Origin of the sequence: Janthinobacterium saanense, from assembly GCF_014200675.1 — a bacterium.
Lineage (GTDB): Bacteria > Pseudomonadota > Gammaproteobacteria > Burkholderiales > Burkholderiaceae_D > Janthinobacterium.
In genome coordinates, this window is sequence record NZ_JACHCI010000030.1 from 1 (window position 1) to 17,773 (window position 17,773).

18 protein-coding genes and 1 riboswitch are annotated in these 17,773 nt (G+C 62.0%); all 18 genes read left to right on the forward strand.

Annotation, left to right across the window (positions count from 1 at the left end):
- Positions 1–166: 166 nt before the first annotated feature.
- Complete coding sequence (gene cobT / locus HDE72_RS26040; RefSeq protein ID WP_183748168.1) at positions 167–1,207, forward strand: nicotinate-nucleotide--dimethylbenzimidazole phosphoribosyltransferase; 1,041 nt, start codon at positions 167–169, stop codon at positions 1,205–1,207.
- A 2-nt stretch (positions 1,208–1,209) separates the two neighbouring features.
- On the forward strand, positions 1,210–2,016 hold the full coding sequence (locus tag HDE72_RS26045) for an adenosylcobinamide-GDP ribazoletransferase (RefSeq protein WP_183748170.1): 807 nt from the start codon (positions 1,210–1,212) through the stop codon (positions 2,014–2,016).
- Between the two features lie 10 nt (positions 2,017–2,026).
- The gene (locus tag HDE72_RS26050; RefSeq protein ID WP_311735289.1) at positions 2,027–2,572 is read left to right on the forward strand and encodes a histidine phosphatase family protein; all 546 of its coding nucleotides are present in this window, start codon (positions 2,027–2,029) and stop codon (positions 2,570–2,572) included.
- A 44-nt stretch (positions 2,573–2,616) separates the two neighbouring features.
- Positions 2,617–2,859: riboswitch (cobalamin riboswitch) on the forward strand.
- Positions 2,860–2,942: 83 nt separating this feature from the next.
- The gene (locus HDE72_RS26055) at positions 2,943–4,928 is read left to right on the forward strand and encodes a TonB-dependent receptor family protein (protein WP_183748175.1); all 1,986 of its coding nucleotides are present in this window, start codon (positions 2,943–2,945) and stop codon (positions 4,926–4,928) included.
- 131 nt (positions 4,929–5,059) lie between these two features.
- Entirely contained in the window at positions 5,060–6,085 is a 1,026-nt protein-coding gene (locus tag HDE72_RS26060; RefSeq protein ID WP_183748177.1) for a FecCD family ABC transporter permease, read from the forward strand.
- Positions 6,086–6,104: 19 nt separating this feature from the next.
- Entirely contained in the window at positions 6,105–6,878 is a 774-nt protein-coding gene (locus HDE72_RS26065; protein WP_183748180.1) for an ABC transporter ATP-binding protein, read from the forward strand.
- Positions 6,875–7,507: a cob(I)yrinic acid a,c-diamide adenosyltransferase gene (gene cobO / locus HDE72_RS26070; RefSeq protein ID WP_183748182.1), complete on the forward strand. Its 633-nt coding sequence runs from the start codon at positions 6,875–6,877 to the stop codon at positions 7,505–7,507. Before HDE72_RS26065 ends, cobO begins: the two co-directional genes overlap by 4 nt.
- A 7-nt stretch (positions 7,508–7,514) precedes the next feature.
- Positions 7,515–8,081 carry a bifunctional adenosylcobinamide kinase/adenosylcobinamide-phosphate guanylyltransferase gene (gene cobU, locus HDE72_RS26075; protein ID WP_183748184.1) on the forward strand — a complete coding sequence of 189 codons (567 nt, stop codon included), beginning with the start codon at positions 7,515–7,517 and terminating at the stop codon, positions 8,079–8,081.
- On the forward strand, positions 8,075–9,028 hold the full coding sequence (cbiB, locus tag HDE72_RS26080; RefSeq protein ID WP_183748186.1) for an adenosylcobinamide-phosphate synthase CbiB: 954 nt from the start codon (positions 8,075–8,077) through the stop codon (positions 9,026–9,028). Before cobU ends, cbiB begins: the two co-directional genes overlap by 7 nt.
- The gene (cobD, locus tag HDE72_RS26085; RefSeq protein WP_183748188.1) at positions 9,021–10,013 is read left to right on the forward strand and encodes a threonine-phosphate decarboxylase CobD; all 993 of its coding nucleotides are present in this window, start codon (positions 9,021–9,023) and stop codon (positions 10,011–10,013) included. Before cbiB ends, cobD begins: the two co-directional genes overlap by 8 nt.
- Positions 10,010–10,921 carry a cobalamin-binding protein gene (locus tag HDE72_RS26090; RefSeq protein ID WP_183748190.1) on the forward strand — a complete coding sequence of 304 codons (912 nt, stop codon included), beginning with the start codon at positions 10,010–10,012 and terminating at the stop codon, positions 10,919–10,921. The genes cobD and HDE72_RS26090 overlap by 4 nt, the downstream gene beginning before the upstream one ends.
- Positions 10,918–12,372 carry a cobyric acid synthase gene (locus HDE72_RS26095; protein ID WP_260176966.1) on the forward strand — a complete coding sequence of 485 codons (1,455 nt, stop codon included), beginning with the start codon at positions 10,918–10,920 and terminating at the stop codon, positions 12,370–12,372. Before HDE72_RS26090 ends, HDE72_RS26095 begins: the two co-directional genes overlap by 4 nt.
- 97 nt (positions 12,373–12,469) lie before the next feature.
- On the forward strand, positions 12,470–13,942 hold the full coding sequence (locus HDE72_RS26100; protein WP_221291410.1) for a DHA2 family efflux MFS transporter permease subunit: 1,473 nt from the start codon (positions 12,470–12,472) through the stop codon (positions 13,940–13,942).
- Between the two features lie 87 nt (positions 13,943–14,029).
- The gene (locus HDE72_RS26105; protein WP_183748192.1) at positions 14,030–15,226 is read left to right on the forward strand and encodes a type II secretion system F family protein; all 1,197 of its coding nucleotides are present in this window, start codon (positions 14,030–14,032) and stop codon (positions 15,224–15,226) included.
- 86 nt (positions 15,227–15,312) lie between these two features.
- Positions 15,313–15,660: a type II toxin-antitoxin system RelE/ParE family toxin gene (locus HDE72_RS26110; protein ID WP_221291411.1), complete on the forward strand. Its 348-nt coding sequence runs from the start codon at positions 15,313–15,315 to the stop codon at positions 15,658–15,660.
- On the forward strand, positions 15,657–16,007 hold the full coding sequence (locus HDE72_RS26115; RefSeq protein ID WP_183748196.1) for a helix-turn-helix domain-containing protein: 351 nt from the start codon (positions 15,657–15,659) through the stop codon (positions 16,005–16,007). Before HDE72_RS26110 ends, HDE72_RS26115 begins: the two co-directional genes overlap by 4 nt.
- Before the next feature lie 118 nt (positions 16,008–16,125).
- Positions 16,126–16,995, forward strand: coding sequence for a prepilin peptidase (locus tag HDE72_RS26120; RefSeq protein WP_183748198.1), 870 nt, complete (start codon positions 16,126–16,128; stop codon positions 16,993–16,995).
- 10 nt (positions 16,996–17,005) lie between these two features.
- Positions 17,006–17,650, forward strand: a complete 645-nt coding sequence (gene coaE, locus HDE72_RS26125; protein WP_409254987.1) for a dephospho-CoA kinase — start codon at positions 17,006–17,008, stop codon at positions 17,648–17,650.
- The last annotated feature ends 123 nt before the right edge of the window (positions 17,651–17,773 follow it).

Genomic DNA, 17,773 nt, shown 5'->3' on the forward strand with positions numbered 1-17,773 from the left:
CCTTCTTTTTTACTCGCTTCATTCAGCATTTGCATGCATCGTTCAGCGAGGGGGCGAATTATAGCCAAGGCTAGCCGGCGCCGCAAGGGCTATTTTGCGGGCTGGTCAATATTGCCTTGTGCTATCGTAGCGCTGGCAACTCAGCCACCTCCCCTATCCTGACCCTATGCCTATTCCACACATACTCTCCACCACCAATCCCGCCCTGGCCGGCGAACTCGATCACGCCATCAATAACAAGACCAAACCCCTGGGCAGCCTGGGGCTACTGGAAACACTGGCGCGCCAGATTGGACTGATACAGCAAAGCACGCAACTGAGCTTGCGTGATCCCGCCATCATCGTGTTTGCGGCGGACCACGGCGTAGTGGACGAAGGTATTTCAGCCTATCCGCAAAGCGTGACCTGGCAAATGGTAGAAAACTTCCTGGGCAATGGCGCGGCCATCAATGTCTTCGCCCGCCAGAACAATAGCGCCTTATATATAGTCGATGCGGGTGTGAAGCACGATTTCGGCCCGCGCGATGGACTGATCGACCGCAAGCAAGGCCCAGGCACGCGCAACTTTGCCCAAGAGCCCGCCATGAGCCGCGAACAATGCCTGGCCGCCCTGCAGGCGGGCATGGACCTGGCCGCCACATTACAAGGCAATGTGCTGGGCTTCGGTGAAATGGGCATCGGCAATACCACCGCCGCCGCTGCACTGATGCACAAACTGACCCAAACGCCGGTGGAACAGTGCGTGGGTGCCGGCACCGGCCTGTCTGCCGACGGCGTCCTGCACAAGCAGAAGGTGATCGAGGCGGCCGTCGCGCACCATGCCGGCGTCACCGATCCGCTCGACGTGCTGGCCACGTTTGGCGGCTTCGAGATCGCCATGATGGCCGGCGCCATGCTGAAGGCCGCTGAACAGCGCATGATCCTGCTGATCGATGGCTTTATCGTCAGCAGCGCATTGCTGGTGGCGGCGCGGCTGCAACCGGCTATCCTCGACTACTGCGTGTTTTCGCACTGCTCCGATGAAAACGGCCACCGCCAGCTGCTGGCCAGCCTCCATGCGCGCCCGCTGCTGCAACTCGATTTGCGCCTGGGCGAAGGCACCGGTTCCGCACTGGCCCTGCCGCTGCTGCACGCGGCCGTCAATTTCATGCGCGAGATGGCGACGTTCGCCTCGGCCCAGGTCAGCGAAAAGTCAGCACAAGACTAAGCATGGCCAATCCCGCTTCCGCCATCCTCCACCAGTGCCGATTGTTTTTTATCGCGCTGCAGTTTTTCACGCGCTTGCCGATACCGCGCTGGGTAGGCTTCGAGCCTGACTGGCTGCAGCACGCGTCGCGCTACTTCCCACTGGTGGGTCTGGTCGTGGCGGCGATTTCCAGCGCCGTATATCTGCTGGCAAGCTGGTGCTTGCCGTCGACGGTGGCCGTGCTGCTGGCGATCGCCTCAGGCATTTACCTGACGGGCGCCTTCCACGAAGACGGTTTCGCCGACATGTGCGACGGTTTCGGTGGCGGCTACACGCGCGAGCGGGTACTGGAAATCATGAAGGATTCACGCATCGGCGCGTATGGCGCCATCGGCATCATCTGCCTGCTGGCCATCAAATGCCTGGCGCTGGCCTCCTTGCCACCTGCCGTGGTGGTGGCAACGCTGTTGGTCGCCCATCCACTGTCGCGCCTGGCCGCCGTTTCGCTGATCTGGTGCATGGATTACGCGCGTGATGAAGGCAAGGCCAAGCCCATGGCGCAATCGATGGGTACGGGCGAATTGATCATCGCTGCCATCTGCGGCCTGCTGCCAGCCATCGTGTGCGCTCTATTGGGGATATTCGCCTGGAGCGCGCTGCTGACCGCCATGCTGGCAGCGGCCGGCGCCGCCTGGTGGCTGGGCCACACATGCCGGCGCCGCATCGGTGGCTACACGGGCGATTGCCTGGGCGCGGTGCAGCAAGTGGCGGAAGTACTGATTTACCTGGCCATCCTGTCCAGTTTTCAGCCACCTGTGCACCTTTATTAATATGCGCCTGATGCTCGTCCGCCACCCTGCGCCGCAGGTGTCCAGCGGGATTTGCTACGGCCGCAGCGACGTGGCCGTAGCCTCCCATGAAAGGGAGAAAGTACGGACCAGCCTGCGGCACAGCCTGCCGCCCAATATACCGATCTACACCAGTCCCTTGCTGCGCTGCCTGGATCTGGCGCAACAACTGGCGGAAGATTTGCCCGCCAGCGCCCTGCATATTGACGCCCGCCTGGCCGAGATGGATTTCGGCGCTTGGGAAATGCGGCCCTGGCAGGCCATACCCCGCATGGAAATCGATGCCTGGGCGGCCGATATGGTCCATTACCGGCCTGGTAGCGGCGAAAATGTGCTGGCCATGGCCACTCGACTCCAGGCCTTCCTGCACGATCTGTTGCGCGAACAACACGGTGTAGCCATCCTCATCTGCCATGCGGGCACCATCCGACTGCTGTCAGCATTGCAAGAGGGTTTGTCATTGGAGGAAACTGCCTTGCTGGCCGCTACTTCTGCCCACAAAATCGGCTATGGCGCGACAATCACTGTCAACTTTTGATGATTGAGTGTCAAGTCTGATATTTCAGGCCAGCTCCGCTCCACGTATAATGGAAGGGTTTTGGTGCCCGCGTTCATGTCCATGAGCGCAGTTAAACGGGAAACACGATGCCGCCAGCGCGGCGAACGTGTGCTGCCCCCGCAACGGTAAGCAAGTGTCGCCCACTTATATGAAGAAACGGGCGACGAGCGATCTCTGTCAACCACTGTGCCTGTCATTATCAGACATGGGAAGGTGAGACCGCCGCACTTGCCAGCCCGGATACCGGCCAGGACAGGTGGAAGTGCGAGCCTCGCAAGGCGACGCTCCTTCTGTTGAATCTGGCTTGCGGGGACGCAGGCCGGATGATTTTTCCGAAGAAAACGATATCATGACTCCTGTATTACACCGTCGCGCGCCGGCATTGGCGCCGCGCGCCCTGGTTTCCGCCATTTCCCTGTGCTTTATCGCCGCTGCTCCTGCATTTGCGCAAACGGCCGGCCAGACGCTGGACCAGATCGTCGTGACCGGCTCGCGCTTCAATAGCGACCCGGCACTGCAGCCTATCGGCGCCACCATCATCACGGCCGATGAAATCCGCCGCGCCGGTGTCAGCGATGTAAACCAGGCAATCCGCAAAATTGGTGGCGTCTATGGCCGCCAAAGCCTCGATGGCAGCCCAGACTTCACCCTGGATATGCGCGGCTTCGGCTCCAATAGCAGCCAGAATATGGTGGTGGTACTCGATGGCGTGCGCCTGTCGGAAAACGAGCTGGCCAATCCCCTGCTGTCGACCATCCCCATCGACAGCGTCGAGCGCATTGAAGTCACGCGCGGCGGCAGCAGCGTCCTGTACGGCGACGGCGCAACGGGCGGCATCATCAATATCGTGACCAAGCGTCCTGACCAGCAAACTGGCCGTGGCACCATCTATACGGAAGCGGGCCAACTGGGCAAGCGCGAAGTGCGCGGCTCCATCGCCCAGACCTGGAACAACGTTTCCCTCGACGCCGCTGTCGGCAAGCAGGAAACCGATAACTACCGCGACAACAACGACTACAAGCAAACCACCTTCAGCGGCGGCGCCCAATGGGTAGGCAAGGATGTCCGTACCGGTGTGCGCATCGACAGCACGCGTCAGGACTCGCGCTTCCCTGGCGGCTTGACCCTGGCACAGTTCAATGCCAACCCACGCCAGGCAAAAACCCCGAATGACTTCGGTTCGCTCGATAGCGACCGCTACACCGCATTCGCAGAAGGCCGCCTGGGCCAGTTTGACCTGGCTGCAGAACTGTCGCACCGCGAAAAAACGCTGAAATCGACTTACTTCTTCGGCGGCTTCCCGTCGCCATCCCAATACAAGAGCAAGCAAAACCAGTTCTCGCCACGCCTGCGCCACCTGGGCCAGTTTGACGGCATGCTCAATGAAGTCGTCGCTGGCATCGACTTCATCAAATGGAACCGCGTGACGGATGCATCGTACTCGCAAGCCGACGCGAATCAAAAATCGCAAGCAGTCTATGTACGCGATGAACTGAAGTTCGCCGGACCTCAAAACGTCCGCGTGGCAGCAGGCGTGCGCCATGAAACCTTCGACAAGGATTCCGTGGATCCTGCGCCGTTCACCAGCGCTACCTATAACACCAAGCAAAGTTTCAATGCCTGGGACGTACAAGCGAGCTTCGACGTCATACCGCAAGTCAATCTGTACGCCAAAGCCGGCCAGAGCTACCGCGTCGCCAATTCCGATGAAAACGGTGCGACGCCAGTGGCCAACCAGCCTTTGAAGGGCCAGTCTTCGCATGATCTGGAATTCGGTGCAACCTACACCAACAGCATCGTCAAGCTCGACGCACGCGCCTTCCGTAACAAACTGACCAATGAGATCTATTACGATCCGACGGCCGGTGCATTCGGCGCCAACACCAACCTGGATCCAACCAAACGCCAGGGCTTCGAACTCGATGCCAGCGCCAATATCGCAGCCGACTGGCGCGTCAGCGGCCACCTGCAGCACGTGCAAGCGTCCTTCACCGACGGCAGCAATGCTGGCAAAGAGATGGTACTGGTGCCCAAGAACACACTGTCGACACGTTTGTCGTGGGTGCCGAAAGATGGCCAAAGTGCGGACATCGGCGCACAATGGGTGGACAGCCAGCGTTATGGCGGCGATTTCAGCAACACCTGCACCGCTAAAATCCCCTCGTTTACCACCATCGACGCACGTTATGCGCGCAAGTTCGGTCCATGGGAAGTGGCTGTCAGCGGCTTGAACCTGACCGACAAGCACTACTTCACCAACGCCTTCCGCTGCCAGGGCAGCATCTATCCTAGCGATGGACGTCAAATGAAGATCTCGGCACGCTACGATTTCTAATTCGGCCCCGAGATGATTACAATGGCCCGTACGCGCAAGCGCATGCGGGCCATTTTTCATAGACGTTCCAGCAACGCATCCGAACAAATCGGCAACATCTTGCACCGCTCCCGTTTTACCTGAGGCAGTACATGCACCCATTTTTCCGCAATCTGCGCCACCGCGCCATCTTGATACTCACGGTGCTGATCGTGTGCGCGATTGCCAGCCTGATTTTCTCCGGCATGACCGGCTCCGTCGCGATTCCGCTCGCCGACCTGCCTTCCGCCCTGCTACACCTGATCCAGGGCAAAACCGATACGCTTGCCGCCACCCTGCTCGAGCTGCGCCTGGGCCGCGCGCTGACCGCCTTCGTCACCGGCGCGGCGCTGTCGCTGGCCGGCGTGATGATGCAGGCGCTACTGCGCAATCCGCTGGCCGACCCGTATGTGCTGGGCATTTCAGCTGGCGCTTCCGTGGGCGCGCTGGCCGCGCTGCTGTTCATGTGCGCGCTGTGGGTAGTCGATGCGGCTGCCTTCGCTGGCGCCGTGGGTATCTCCATGCTGCTGTATCTGTTTGCCCGGCGCGACCTGCGCGGCGGCACGGCGGCCGAAGGCGGCGCTTCGCTATTGCTGCTGACGGGCGTGATCCTGTCGTCAGCCTGCATGGCCATCGTCACCCTGATGCTGTCGATTGCGCCCGAAAGCCGTTTGCGCAGCATGGTGTTCTGGATGATAGGCGATTTGTCCGGCGCACCGGCGCGGCTGATGCCCTGGCTGGTACTGGCCGCCGCCCTGGTTTTTGCGCTGCGCAGCGCGCGCGCCATGAATGTGATGGCACTGCATGCAGAAGCGGCCAGCACCCTCGGCGTGCGCGTGGGCGCCCTGCGCAAAGGACTGTTCTTTTGTTCGGGACTGCTGACGGCCAGCGCCGTCACCAGCGCCGGCAGCATAGGTTTCGTCGGCCTGATCGTGCCGCATGCGCTGCGCTTTGCCTTCGGCCCTGACCACCGCCTCTTGACCCCGGCCGCGGCACTGGTAGGCGGCACTTTCCTGGTACTGGCCGACACCGTGGCGCGCACCGTGCTGGCGCCGCTGCAACTGCCCGTCGGCGTGATCACGGCGATGATAGGCGCGCCCGTCTTCCTGTACCAGCTGCACCGCTTGCGCCGTGGATGACAAAGTGGATGAACAAGCGATGATACGTACCGACCAACTGAGTTTGAAAGCGGGCACGCGCACGCTGGTGGACAATTTAAACTGGAGCATCCGCGCAGGCGAATGCTGGAGCGTGATCGGCCGCAACGGCGCTGGCAAGAGCACCTTGCTGCGCAGCCTGGCCGGTCTGCGCGAACCCGATGCCGGCCAGGTCACGATACAGGATCGCGCATTGAAAGACTGGCCGTTGGCGGAACTGGCGCGCGAGCGGGCTTTTCTGGCACAAGCCCGGCACGACGCGTTTTCGTATAGCGTGATCGAGACGGTGCTGTCGGCGCGCCACCCTTATCACGACAACCATTACTGGGAAGGCAGCGACGACCAGCTGATCGCCCTCACGGCGCTGGCTTCGATGGAAGTCGATCATCTGGCCGCGCGCGACGTGCGCAGCCTGTCGGGCGGCGAACGCCAGCGCGTGGCGATTGCCGCCATGCTGGCGCAGGATACGCCCTTGCTGCTGCTCGACGAACCGGCCAATGCGCTGGACCTGGCGCACCAGGTCAGCGTGATGGGCTTGCTGGCAAAACTGTGCCGCGAGCAGAAAAAAACCGTGGTGATGGTGGGCCACGACCTGAACCTGGCGCACAGCGTCTCGACCCACGCACTGCTGCTGATGGGCGATGGCAGCTGGCTGGCCGGCCCCGTGGCCGAAGTGATGCAGGCATCCATACTGGGCGACTACCTGGGCCATCCGATCGAGATCATCGAACACGGCAAACGCAAAATATTCATACCGAAAGAGGACATAGCATGAGCGAGAACAAAATCATCGAAGCAGAAACTGCAGCGATCAACGAACGCCACCGTGTGCGCATGGAGCGCAAGAAGGCCATCATCGATGCAGCCATCGCCAAGGCCGACAAGGAAATCGGCATCATCATCGTCAACACGGGCAACGGCAAGGGCAAGAGCTCCAGCGGTTTCGGCATGGCGATACGCGCCATGGGCCATGGCATGAAAGTGGGCGTGGTGCAGTTCATCAAGGGCGCCATGTCCACCGGCGAAGAAAAATTCCTGCGCCGCTTCCCCGATGAAATCAGTTTTCACGCCATGGGCGAAGGCTATACCTGGGAAACCCAGAACCGCGAACGCGACATCGAAAAAGCGGAACTGGCGTGGGAACAGGCAAAAACCTTTTTGGCTGACCCCAGCTACGGCCTGGTGCTGTTCGACGAACTCAATATCGCCCTCAAATACAAATACCTCGATGTACACAAGGTCATCGCCGACCTGCTGGAGCGTCCGGCCATGCAGCATGTCGTCATCACGGGCCGCGGCGCGCCCGAAGAGTTGATCGCGATTGCCGATACAGTCACCGAGATGGCCGTCGTCAAGCATGCGTATGCGGCCGGCATAGTCGCGCAAGCCGGCACCGAGTGGTAACAGCGCCATGACGCGCACCCTGGTCTTCGGCGGCGCCCGTTCCGGCAAGAGCGCCTACGCCGAACAACTGGCCCGCAGCTCGGGCAAGGAAGTCATCTACATCGCTACCGCGCAAGCCGGCGATGGCGAGATGGCCACACGCATCGTCCACCACCGCCTGCAGCGCCCACCTGAATGGATCACGCTGGAAGAACCGCTCTGCCTGGGTGAAGTCATCCTGCAGCAGGCGCGCCCCAACCGCTTGCTGCTGGTCGATTGCCTGACCCTCTGGCTGAGCAATCTGCTGTTCTCCACCGGCGAGACTTATCCGGACGTGGGCGATATCACCCTGCCCGAACGGTTTCACAGTGAACGCGCGCTGCTGCTGTACGCGCTGGCCGACCTGCAAGATACTGGCTGCGACATCGTGCTGGTATCGAATGAAGTCGGCATGGGCATCGTGCCCTATGGCGCCATTTCGCGCTGTTTCACCGATGAAGCGGGGCGCCTGAACCAGGCGGTGGCGGCCATCTGCGACAAGGCCGTGTTGGTGGCGGCCGGCCTGCCGCTGCACCTGAAAGGCGGGCCATGCTGAGTGGATTGTCCCTGCCCATGCTGGCCGCGCTGATGACGGCCGGCGTACTGCTCGACATTATCCTGGGCGAGACGCGCCGCTGGCATCCGCTGGTGGGCTTCGGCCGCCTCGCCAACGCCATCGAACGCTTGCTGAACCGGGGCCGTGCACGCTTTGTGCGCGGCACGCTGGCCTGGCTGCTGGCCGTGCTGCCGATCACCGTACTCACCGCTTGGCTATGCGGCCTGGCTGGCGCCGCGCTGCACGTGTTTTTGCTGTATCTATGCCTGGGCCTGCGCAGCCTGCGCGACCATAATCAACCGATCGCCGATGCGCTGGCGCTCGATGATCTTGACAACGCGCGCCTGCTGACGGCGCGCATCGTCAGCCGTGATACGGCCAACGCCGACGCGGCCAGCCTAGCCAAGGCCAGCACCGAATCCCTGCTCGAAAACGGCAATGACGCCGTCTTCGGCACCCTGTTCTGGTTCGCGGTGGCGGGCGGCCCCGGCGCCGTGCTGTTCCGCCTGGCGAACACGCTGGACGCCATGTGGGGCTACCGCAACGAGCGCTTTGACTGGTTCGGCTGCTGCGCCGCCCGCATCGACGATATCCTCAACTACCTGCCGGCCCGCTTGACAGCTGTATCGTATGTCTTGCTGGGTAAAACCATGGCGGATAAAAAGCGCGCCTGGTGTTGCTGGCGCACGCAAGCACCCGCCTGGGGCAGCCCGAACGCAGGACCCGTGATGGCCAGCGGCGCCGGCGCCCTGGGTTTGGCGCTCGGTGGCGACGCCATCTACGACGGCGTACTGGAAAGCCGCCCGCCGCTGGGCAGCGGACGCCCGGCCGAGGCGCGCGACATCGACCGCGCCTGGCGCCTGGTGGCCGAAACGGCCGTGTTATGGCTGATCTGGATGGCGCTGGCGGCAGGCCTGATTTATTTGCGCGGGGTCTTCCATGCTTGAACACGGCGGCAACCTGCGCGACGCGGCACGCGAATATGGCCGGCCACTGGCAGACTGGATCGACCTGTCGACCGGCATCAACCCGCACGGGTATGCAGCGCCAGCACCGAACGCCAACGCCTGGCACCGCCTGCCGGAAGCCGACCCGGAACTGGCGGCCGCCGCTTGCGCCTATTATGGCGCGCCAGCCATGCTGCCAGTGGCAGGCACGCAGGCAGCCATCCAGGCCCTGCCCCGCTTGCGCCCACCATCGCGCGTGGTCGTGGCTGCACCGTCGTATGCCGAACATGCGCACCACTGGGGCCAGCACGGCCACCAGTTGCGGCAAGTGCCGTATGCGCAATTGGCCGACGCCGTCGACAGCTGCGATGTACTGGTGATCTGCAACCCGAACAATCCCACCGGCGAACGTATCGCGCCCGAGCTGCTGCTGGACTGGGCCGGCCGGCTGGCCGCACGCGGCGGCTGGCTGGTCGTCGATGAAGCATTTGGCGACACGGAAATACCAGCCAGCCTGGGACCGCATACTCATACGCCCGGCTTGATCGTGCTGCGTTCAGTCGGCAAATTCTTTGGCCTGGCGGGATTGCGCCTGGGCTTTGTCGCTGCCCATCCACAGCTGCTGAAAACGCTGGCCGATTTGCTGGGCCCATGGGCTGTCAGCGGCCCGGCGCAGCAGGTGGCGCTGGCGGCGCTTACCGATACGCCGTGGCAGGTGGCGATGCGCAGCCGCTTGCAGCAGGATAGTGCGCGGCTACGCAAACTGCTGGCCGCGCATGGCGTCGCCAGCAGCGGCACCGATCTGTTTCAATGGTGGCCCGAAGCGCGTGCCGAAGACTTTTGGCGGCATATGGCAGAACGCGGCATCTGGGTACGATTATTTCGCCAGGCCGCGCGCGGCATCCGCCTGGGCCTGCCGCCCAACGACGCCGCCTGGTCAAGCCTGCAACAGGCACTCACCGCATGGAACAAGGAAAACACATGAAACACTTGCATCTCGCCGCCCTACTGGCTACCTTCGTCTCACTGAACGCGCACGCCGCCATCACCGTGCGCGATGACGATGGCAATCCCGTCACCATCGACAAGCCGGCGCAGCGCATCCTGGCGCTGGCGCCGCACATCACGGAACTGCTGTTTGCCGCTGGTGGCGGCGACAAGATCGCCGGTGTCGTCAGCTACAGCGATTATCCGGAAGCGGCAAAAAAGCTGCCGCAGGTGGGCGATAACCGCCAGTTCGACATGGAACGCATCATCGCCATGAAGCCCGACCTGATCGTGGTCTGGATGCATGGCAGCGCCGAGCGCCAGATCGCCATGCTGCGCCAATTGAAGGTGCCCGTCTTTCACAGCGAACCGCGCAAGCTGGCCGACATTCCCGACAGCCTGGAGCGCCTGGGCCAGCTGATGGGCACGGAAAGCGTGGCCAGGCCGGTGGCCGCCCAGTTGCGCGGCAAGCTGGCCAGCCTGACGGCGCACTATGCGCAGCGCCCTCCCGTGCGCATGTTTTACCAAGTGTGGGACAAGCCGTTGTACACCTTGAGCGGCGCGAGCATCGTCAGCGACGCCATGCGCGTGTGCGGCGCGCAAAATATCTTCGCCACGCTGAGGGTAGTGGCGCCTGTCGTCACACAGGAAGGCGTGCTGCAGGAAGACCCGGAAGCGATCTTTGGCACCAGCGAAAAGAGCGATCCGCGCAGCGAAGGCGGGCTGGCCATGTGGCGCGCCTTCCCGTCGATGAAGGCAGTGCGCAGCAATAACCTGTTTCTCCTGAATGGCGATTTACTGAACCGCGCCGGCCCGCGCATGATTGAAGGCACAGCCGCCCTGTGTGAAAAAATCGAACTGGCCCGCCTGCACCGCACCAATCCAACGGCACAAAGCGCGCCATGAGATCGCCATCGCTCTTTTCCACCCTGATGGTGCAGGGTACGACCTCGGATGCGGGCAAGAGCACGGTGGTCGCCGCGCTGTGCCGGCTGCTGAAACGCCGTGGCATCTCCGTGGCGCCGTTCAAGCCGCAGAACATGGCCTTGAACAGCGCCGTCACGGCCGATGGCGGTGAAATCGGCCGCGCCCAGGCGCTACAAGCCCTGGCGGCCGGCATTGCACCGCACACGGACATGAATCCGGTGCTGCTGAAACCATCGTCGAACACGGGTGCGCAAGTCATCATCCATGGCAAGGTGCGCGCCGAGATGCAGGCGCGCGATTATCAACAATACAAAACGGTGGCGATGGGCGCCGTGCTGGAATCGCATGCGCGCCTGCGCTCGCAATATGAGGCCATCATCGTCGAAGGCGCGGGCAGCCCGGCCGAAGTGAATTTGCGCGCGCGCGACATCGCCAACATGGGTTTTGCCGAAGCCGTCGATTGCCCGGTGATCCTGGTGGCCGATATCGACCGTGGCGGCGTGTTCGCCCACATCATCGGCACCCTGGCCTGTTTGTCCGACAGCGAACGGGCGCGCATCATCGGTTTCGTGATCAACCGCTTCCGCGGCGATATCTCGCTGCTCACGCCGGGCCTCGACTGGCTGGAACAGCAGACGGGAAAACCGGTGCTGGCCGTGCTGCCGTATCTGCAAGGGCTGTTCCTCGACGCGGAAGACGCGGTCGAAGCGACGCAAGCGGAACGGGGCGCGTTCAAGGTGGTGGTGCCGCAACTGCCGCGCATCAGCAACCACACGGATTTCGACGCGCTGCGCTCCCACCCGGGCATCGACCTGCAATTCATCCAGCAGGGGCAAGCGATACCGCCGGCCGACCTGGTGATACTGCCCGGCAGTAAAAACACGCGCGGCGACCTCGATTGGCTGCAGCAGCAAGGCTGGCCGACCTACCTGGCCAAACACCTGCGCTATGGCGGCAAGGTGATCGGCATTTGCGGTGGCTTCCAGATGCTGGGGCAAAGCGTGCACGATCCGCTGGGCGTGGAAGGCGCGGTGGGAAGCTCGTCGGCACTGGGCTTGCTGGACATGGCAACGGCGCTGACACAGGAAAAGCGGCTGGAGCAGGTCAGCGGCCACTGCGCATTTGACCACGCGGAAGTGCGCGGCTATGAAATCCATATGGGCGTGTCGCAGGGTCCGGCGCTGTCAATACCCGCCTTTATCATCGGCGGCCGGCCGGAAGGCGCCGTGTCTGCCGATGGACAGATCCTGGGCAGTTATTTGCATGGCATGTTCGATACGCCCACCGCCTGTTCGGCGCTGCTGCGCTGGGCCGGAGTCGACTCGGACCATACGGTCGATACCGCCGCCCTGCGTGAAGCAAGCCTGGAGCGCATCGCCGATGCAGCCCTGCCCTTGCTGGACGCACTGGACAAATTAAACCAGGGGTAAAAGCTCAAACGCGCACGGATGGCGGCGCGCTAGCGCCTTTTGTGTAACAATTCGGGGCACCGTTGGCTCCGTCCCAACCTCCTCAGGCTCCGCATCCATGTCCAGTTCTGCCGCTAAAAGCTACCTTCCCTGGGTGGTCGCTACCGCCCTTTTCATGGAGCAACTCGACTCCACCATCGTCAACACCGCCATTCCCGCCATGGCCGCCAGCCTGAACGTGACGCCACTGAGCCTGAAGGCGGTGGTCACCAGCTACATCCTGAGCCTGGCAGTGTGCATCCCCGTCAGCGGCTGGATGGCCGACCGTTTCGGCACGCGGCGCGTGTTTTCCGCCGCGATTGCCATCTTCACCATCGCCTCCATCCTGTGCGGCCTGTCCGTCAATTCACCGATGCTGGTGGCGGCGCGGCTGCTGCAAGGCGTGGGCGCGGCCATGATGATGCCGGTGGGCCGGCTGGCGATCATCCGCACCTTCCCCAAGTCGCAATTGCTGGCGGCGATGAATTTTGTCATCATCCCTGCCCTGATCGGCCCCTTGCTGGGGCCTACCGTGGGCGGGCTGATCGTGCACTGGCTGTCGTGGCGCGAGATTTTCTTTGTCAACGTGCCCGTCGGCCTGACGGCGCTATACCTGGCGCACCGCTACATGCCCGACTATTATGGCGACAAGCAACGGCCACTGGACTTGATCGGCCTGGTGCTGTTCGGCACGGGTATCGCCTTGCTATCCTGGCTGCTGGAAATTTTCGGCGAGCACAAGCTAGACCTTACCTCGGCCGCCGTGCTGCTATTCATTTCCATCAGCCTGCTGGCCGCCTATGCCTGGCATTCGCGCGAAGTGCTGCATCCGCTGCTGCGCCTGACCCTGTTCAAGATCCGCACCTTCCGCGTTTCGGTGGTGGGCGGTTTCGTCACGCGCTTGGGCGTGGGCGGCTTGCCTTTCCTGCTGCCGCTCTTGTACCAGCTGGGCCTGGGCTTGCCCGCCTGGCAGTCGGGCTTGCTGATGATGCCGTCAGCGGCCGCCGCCATGTTCATGAAATTCATTTCCGCGCGCGTACTGGCCCGCTTCGGCTACCGCCAGGTACTGGTCATCAACACGGTGCTGATCGGCGTCACCATCGCCATGTTTTCGCAAGTGGGCGCCAACACGCCGATTTATGTGATCGTCGCCATCAGCCTGTGCCTGGGCTTTTTCAATTCGCTGCAGTTTTCCAGCATGAACACGATTGCCTATGCGGACGTGGACAAGACAGACTCCAGCATGGCCAGCACCATCGCCAGTTCGATGCAGCAACTGTCGATGAGCTTTGGCCTGGCCTTCGGCTCGCTGATCACGGGCTGGTTCCTGGGCGACATGCCGCAATCGGACCGGGTCCAGCTCACCAGTGCCTTGCACCATGCCTTCCTGGCCCTGGCAGCGCTGACCATTTTGTCTTCGCTGACCTTCTGGACCTTGCGCCGCGACGATGGCGAAAGCATCAGCAAGGGTTCGGACAGCGATGACGATGATGCGGACGAGGTCAAGGCCCAGGCCGTCGTGCAAACGGAAGTGCAGACAGCGAAGAACTGAGCCGCAAGCTGAGCCGCATCAAAGCCGCCGGCGTACACGCTGGCGGTTGTCACCCCGCCGGTGCTAAGGTAAGCGCTGGGGGTGCACATGACGGGCGAACGGCAATTTGCGTGGGTAGGCACTGACCGCCACGGCAAGCGCGTGCAAGGTAGTCTGCGTGCTGCCGATGCCGCCGCCGTCATCCTGGCCTTGCGCCGCCAGGGCATACTCGCCACCCGCGTGCGCGCCCGCCGCCATGCGCCGGGCAAGGCCATCACGCACAAGGATATCGCCCTCTTCACACGCCAGCTGTCGACCATGATGGCGGCCGGCGTGCCCCTGCTGCACGCCTTCGACATCGCTGGCAAGGGTCACGCCAAGCCGGCAATCACCGAGCTGATGGCGGACTTGCGCCACGATATAGAAGCGGGCAGCAGCTTGCAGCAAGCCTTCCGGCAATTTCCCAAGCTGTTCGACAGCCTGTATTGCAGCCTGTTGGCCGCTGGCGAGCAAGCCGGCATCGTGCAGGAATTGCTGGCGCGCCTGGCCACGCACCAGGAAAAGAGCATCGCCCTGCGCCGCCAGTTGCGCGGCGCCATCATGTATCCGCTGGCCATCGTGTTCGTTGCCATTTTCATCACAGCCATCATCATGAGCTGGGTCGTGCCCGCCTTTCGCCAGGTCTTCGACAGTTTCGGCGCGCCCTTGCCCCTGCCGACCTTGATGGTAATGGCCATCTCGGCCTTTCTGGTGCGCTACTGGCTGGCCATGCTGGCCGCCTTGGCGTTGCTGGGCCTGCTGCTGCACCTGGCCTGGCGGCGTTCACCCGCCCTGCGCACGCAGCTGCAATTGCAGGCGCTGCGTTTGCCCCTGTTCGGGCCGCTGCTGCGCCGTGCCGCCATCGCACGCTGGACGCGCACCCTGGCCGCCATGTTTGCCGCCGGCGTGCCACTGCTCGACTCGCTGGCACTGGTCGGCGCCGCCTCCAATCACCCGCTATACCAGGACGCCACCTTGCGCATCGAACGCGAAATCCGCGCCGGCGGCAGCCTGGCCCTGGCCATGGACCACAGCGGCGTGTTTCCTGAACTGTTGACGCAACTGGCACTGATCGGTGAAGAATCGGGCGTGCTCGACACTATGCTCACGCGCGCGGCCGACATCATCGAAGCAGAAATCGCCGCCACCGTCACCATCCTGTCCTCGCTGCTGGAACCGGCCCTGATGGTGGTGCTGGGCGTGCTGGTAGGTGGCCTCGTGATTGCCCTGTATTTGCCGATTTTTAAATTGGGTGCCGTCATTTGACTGAAGCAGATGATTGATACCGATCAAGCTGCTTTTATCGTGGTGTCGCATGAATGTATAAAATTTGATACAATCAAGGAGTTGTGATGGAAGAGAAACCCATCGACTGGCGCGGCAGTTCTTTGGCCGACCTTAAAAATGATCATATTTTCACCATCGATGCACGCCGGGAAGCTGGCCACCAGCTGAGCCAGGTGCAAGCCGGACTGGAAGCGGATCGCTGGAAACCTTTTGACGAGGTCGGTACTGGCACCAAGGAAATCATCATCAATCTCGATGATGGCTGGTTCAGAGTAATGTACGTCGCCAAATTTCCCGAAGCCGTCTATGTTTTACATTGTTTCAAAAAGAAAACAAACACCACTTCCAGGCAAGACAAAGAGATTGCAATCGTCCGCTACAAGGCCGTGGTCAACATGAGGACACAGAAATGAACACCAAGCTCAAGCAGCACAGTGACAGCGAATCAGCGCACATCACGCCCGCCGGCGGCAATATCTTTGCCGACCTGGGCTTTGCGCCACAGGAAGCGGCCGCGCTGCAAACACAATCCAGGCGCATCATCTCCGACAAGATCGCCATCAAGGAAAAGTTGATGGCCGAGTTGGCGCTGTGGATAGACTCGGAAAACCTGAAACAGGCCGATGCCGCCCAGATATTGGGCGTGAGCCGCCCCCGTGTTTCCGATGTGATCAACAAAAAAACGCCCAAGTTCACCATCGACGCCCTGGTCGACATGCTCGCCAGGGCTGGCCGGCGCGTGGAGTTCCGGATTGCCTGAGATTTACAATATCCAAGGCTAACGCTCCTGAAAACATCGCCACGCGCTGGCGGATGTTTTACACTGCGGCAGTGCCAGGCAATGTCTGCGCGGCACTATTTCCTCGGACCACACCACCATGCTGCAAGACACCCTGCTGTTCGCCGCGCCCGGCAATCTGTTCGTCACCCTGGTTGCCGCCCTGTTTGGCCTGATCGTCGGCAGCTTTCTCAATGTGGTGATACACCGCATCCCGAAAATGATGCAGCGCGAGTCCGATAACTATGTAGCGGTGGAAAGCGGCTTGCCTCCCCCCCATACCGAACGCTACAACCTGATGCTGCCGCATTCGCATTGCGGCGCCTGCGGCCACAAGATCAGCGCCATGGAAAACATTCCCGTCCTCAGCTATCTGGTGTTGCGTGGCAAGTGCCGCGCCTGCCAGGCGCCGATCTCGGCGCGCTATCCGCTGGTCGAACTGCTGACGGGCGCCCTGTCGGCCGTGCTCGTCTGGCATTTCGGCAGCGGCTGGGCAGGACTGGCCAGCCTGGTGTTTCTGTGGCTGCTGATCTCCATGACGTTTATCGATGCCGATACGCAAATGCTGCCCGACGACCTGACCTTCCCCCTGCTGTGGGCAGGTTTACTGGTCAACATCAACGGCACTTTCGTGCCGCTGCAGGACGCCGTGATCGGCGCGGCCGCCGGTTACCTGGCCTTGTGGAGCGTGTACTGGGCCTTCAAATTGGCGACAGGCAAGGAAGGTATGGGGTATGGTGACTTCAAATTGCTGGCGGCGCTGGGCGCCTGGCTGGGCTGGACGATGTTGCCGACCATCATATTATTGTCGTCGCTGGTCGGCGCCGTGGCCGGTATCGCCCTGATCGTGCTTGCCAGGCGCGGACGCGACAAGCCGATACCCTTCGGCCCTTACCTGGCCGCCGCAGGCTTGATCGCCATGCTGTACGGCACGCCGTTGTCGCACTTGACGCTAACCCTGATCAGCTAAGGGCACGGAGATGAACATGGATGCACCTTACTTCAGCGTAGGATTAACCGGCGGCATCGGTTGCGGCAAGAGCACGGTGGCCGACCTGTTTGCCGCGCGCGGCGCCTCGATTATCGATACCGACCAGATCGCCCACAGCCTGACGGCGCCCGATGGCGCAGCCATGCCCGCCCTGGTGGCTGAATTTGGCCCATCGTACGCTGATGCGAATGGCGCGCTGGACCGTGCCAAGATGCGCGCACTGGTGTTTTCCGATGCAAACGCCAAGGCGCGGCTGGAGGCGATACTGCATCCGCGCATCCGCCAGGCCACCTTGACGGCGGCGGCCGAAGCGACGGGCAGCTATGTCATCTTTGCCGTGCCCCTGCTGGTCGAGTCCGGTGGCTGGGTGGAGCGGGTCAACCGGGTGCTGGTCATCGATTGCCTGGAAAGCTTGCAAGTAGCGCGTGTGATGGCCCGCAATAATTTGGCAGAAGAGCAAGTCAAAGCCATCATGGCAAGCCAAGCCACGCGCACCATGCGGCTGGCGGCGGCCGACGATGTGATCGATAACAATGGCGATTTGGCAGCGCTGGAGCCGCAGATAGCCCAGTTACACGATGTATATCTGGCATTTTCAAAAAGAATCACTGGAATGGGCTCGCAACGTTTGTAATTTGTCGACGCTTGGTTCAAAATCACGGAATTGTTTGCGGGTTCATAGTCACCGCGTTTTCAGACGTACTTACAGCAACGGGCAACCTATCGTTTTGCCGGCTGTTACCAAAGGGATGTTATT

Bases quoted from the DNA above. Each gene is read 5' to 3' on its own strand.
- cobO (WP_183748182.1), top strand. From the start codon at position 6,875: ATGAGCGAGAACAAAATCATCGAAGCAGAAACTGCAGCGATCAACGAA.
- HDE72_RS26055 (WP_183748175.1), top strand. From the start codon at position 2,943: ATGACTCCTGTATTACACCGTCGCGCGCCGGCATTGGCGCCGCGCGCC.
- coaE (WP_409254987.1), top strand. From the start codon at position 17,006: ATGAACATGGATGCACCTTACTTCAGCGTAGGATTAACCGGCGGCATC.
- HDE72_RS26120 (WP_183748198.1), top strand. From the start codon at position 16,126: ATGCTGCAAGACACCCTGCTGTTCGCCGCGCCCGGCAATCTGTTCGTC.
- HDE72_RS26110 (WP_221291411.1), top strand. From the start codon at position 15,313: ATGGAAGAGAAACCCATCGACTGGCGCGGCAGTTCTTTGGCCGACCTT.
- HDE72_RS26105 (WP_183748192.1), top strand. From the start codon at position 14,030: ATGACGGGCGAACGGCAATTTGCGTGGGTAGGCACTGACCGCCACGGC.
- HDE72_RS26060 (WP_183748177.1), top strand. From the start codon at position 5,060: ATGCACCCATTTTTCCGCAATCTGCGCCACCGCGCCATCTTGATACTC.
- cobU (WP_183748184.1), top strand. From the start codon at position 7,515: ATGACGCGCACCCTGGTCTTCGGCGGCGCCCGTTCCGGCAAGAGCGCC.
- HDE72_RS26100 (WP_221291410.1), top strand. From the start codon at position 12,470: ATGTCCAGTTCTGCCGCTAAAAGCTACCTTCCCTGGGTGGTCGCTACC.
- cobT (WP_183748168.1), top strand. From the start codon at position 167: ATGCCTATTCCACACATACTCTCCACCACCAATCCCGCCCTGGCCGGC.
- HDE72_RS26090 (WP_183748190.1), top strand. From the start codon at position 10,010: ATGAAACACTTGCATCTCGCCGCCCTACTGGCTACCTTCGTCTCACTG.
- HDE72_RS26050 (WP_311735289.1), top strand. From the start codon at position 2,027: ATGCTCGTCCGCCACCCTGCGCCGCAGGTGTCCAGCGGGATTTGCTAC.
- HDE72_RS26115 (WP_183748196.1), top strand. From the start codon at position 15,657: ATGAACACCAAGCTCAAGCAGCACAGTGACAGCGAATCAGCGCACATC.
- HDE72_RS26095 (WP_260176966.1), top strand. From the start codon at position 10,918: ATGAGATCGCCATCGCTCTTTTCCACCCTGATGGTGCAGGGTACGACC.
- cobD (WP_183748188.1), top strand. From the start codon at position 9,021: ATGCTTGAACACGGCGGCAACCTGCGCGACGCGGCACGCGAATATGGC.
- HDE72_RS26065 (WP_183748180.1), top strand. From the start codon at position 6,105: ATGATACGTACCGACCAACTGAGTTTGAAAGCGGGCACGCGCACGCTG.
- cbiB (WP_183748186.1), top strand. From the start codon at position 8,075: ATGCTGAGTGGATTGTCCCTGCCCATGCTGGCCGCGCTGATGACGGCC.
- HDE72_RS26045 (WP_183748170.1), top strand. From the start codon at position 1,210: ATGGCCAATCCCGCTTCCGCCATCCTCCACCAGTGCCGATTGTTTTTT.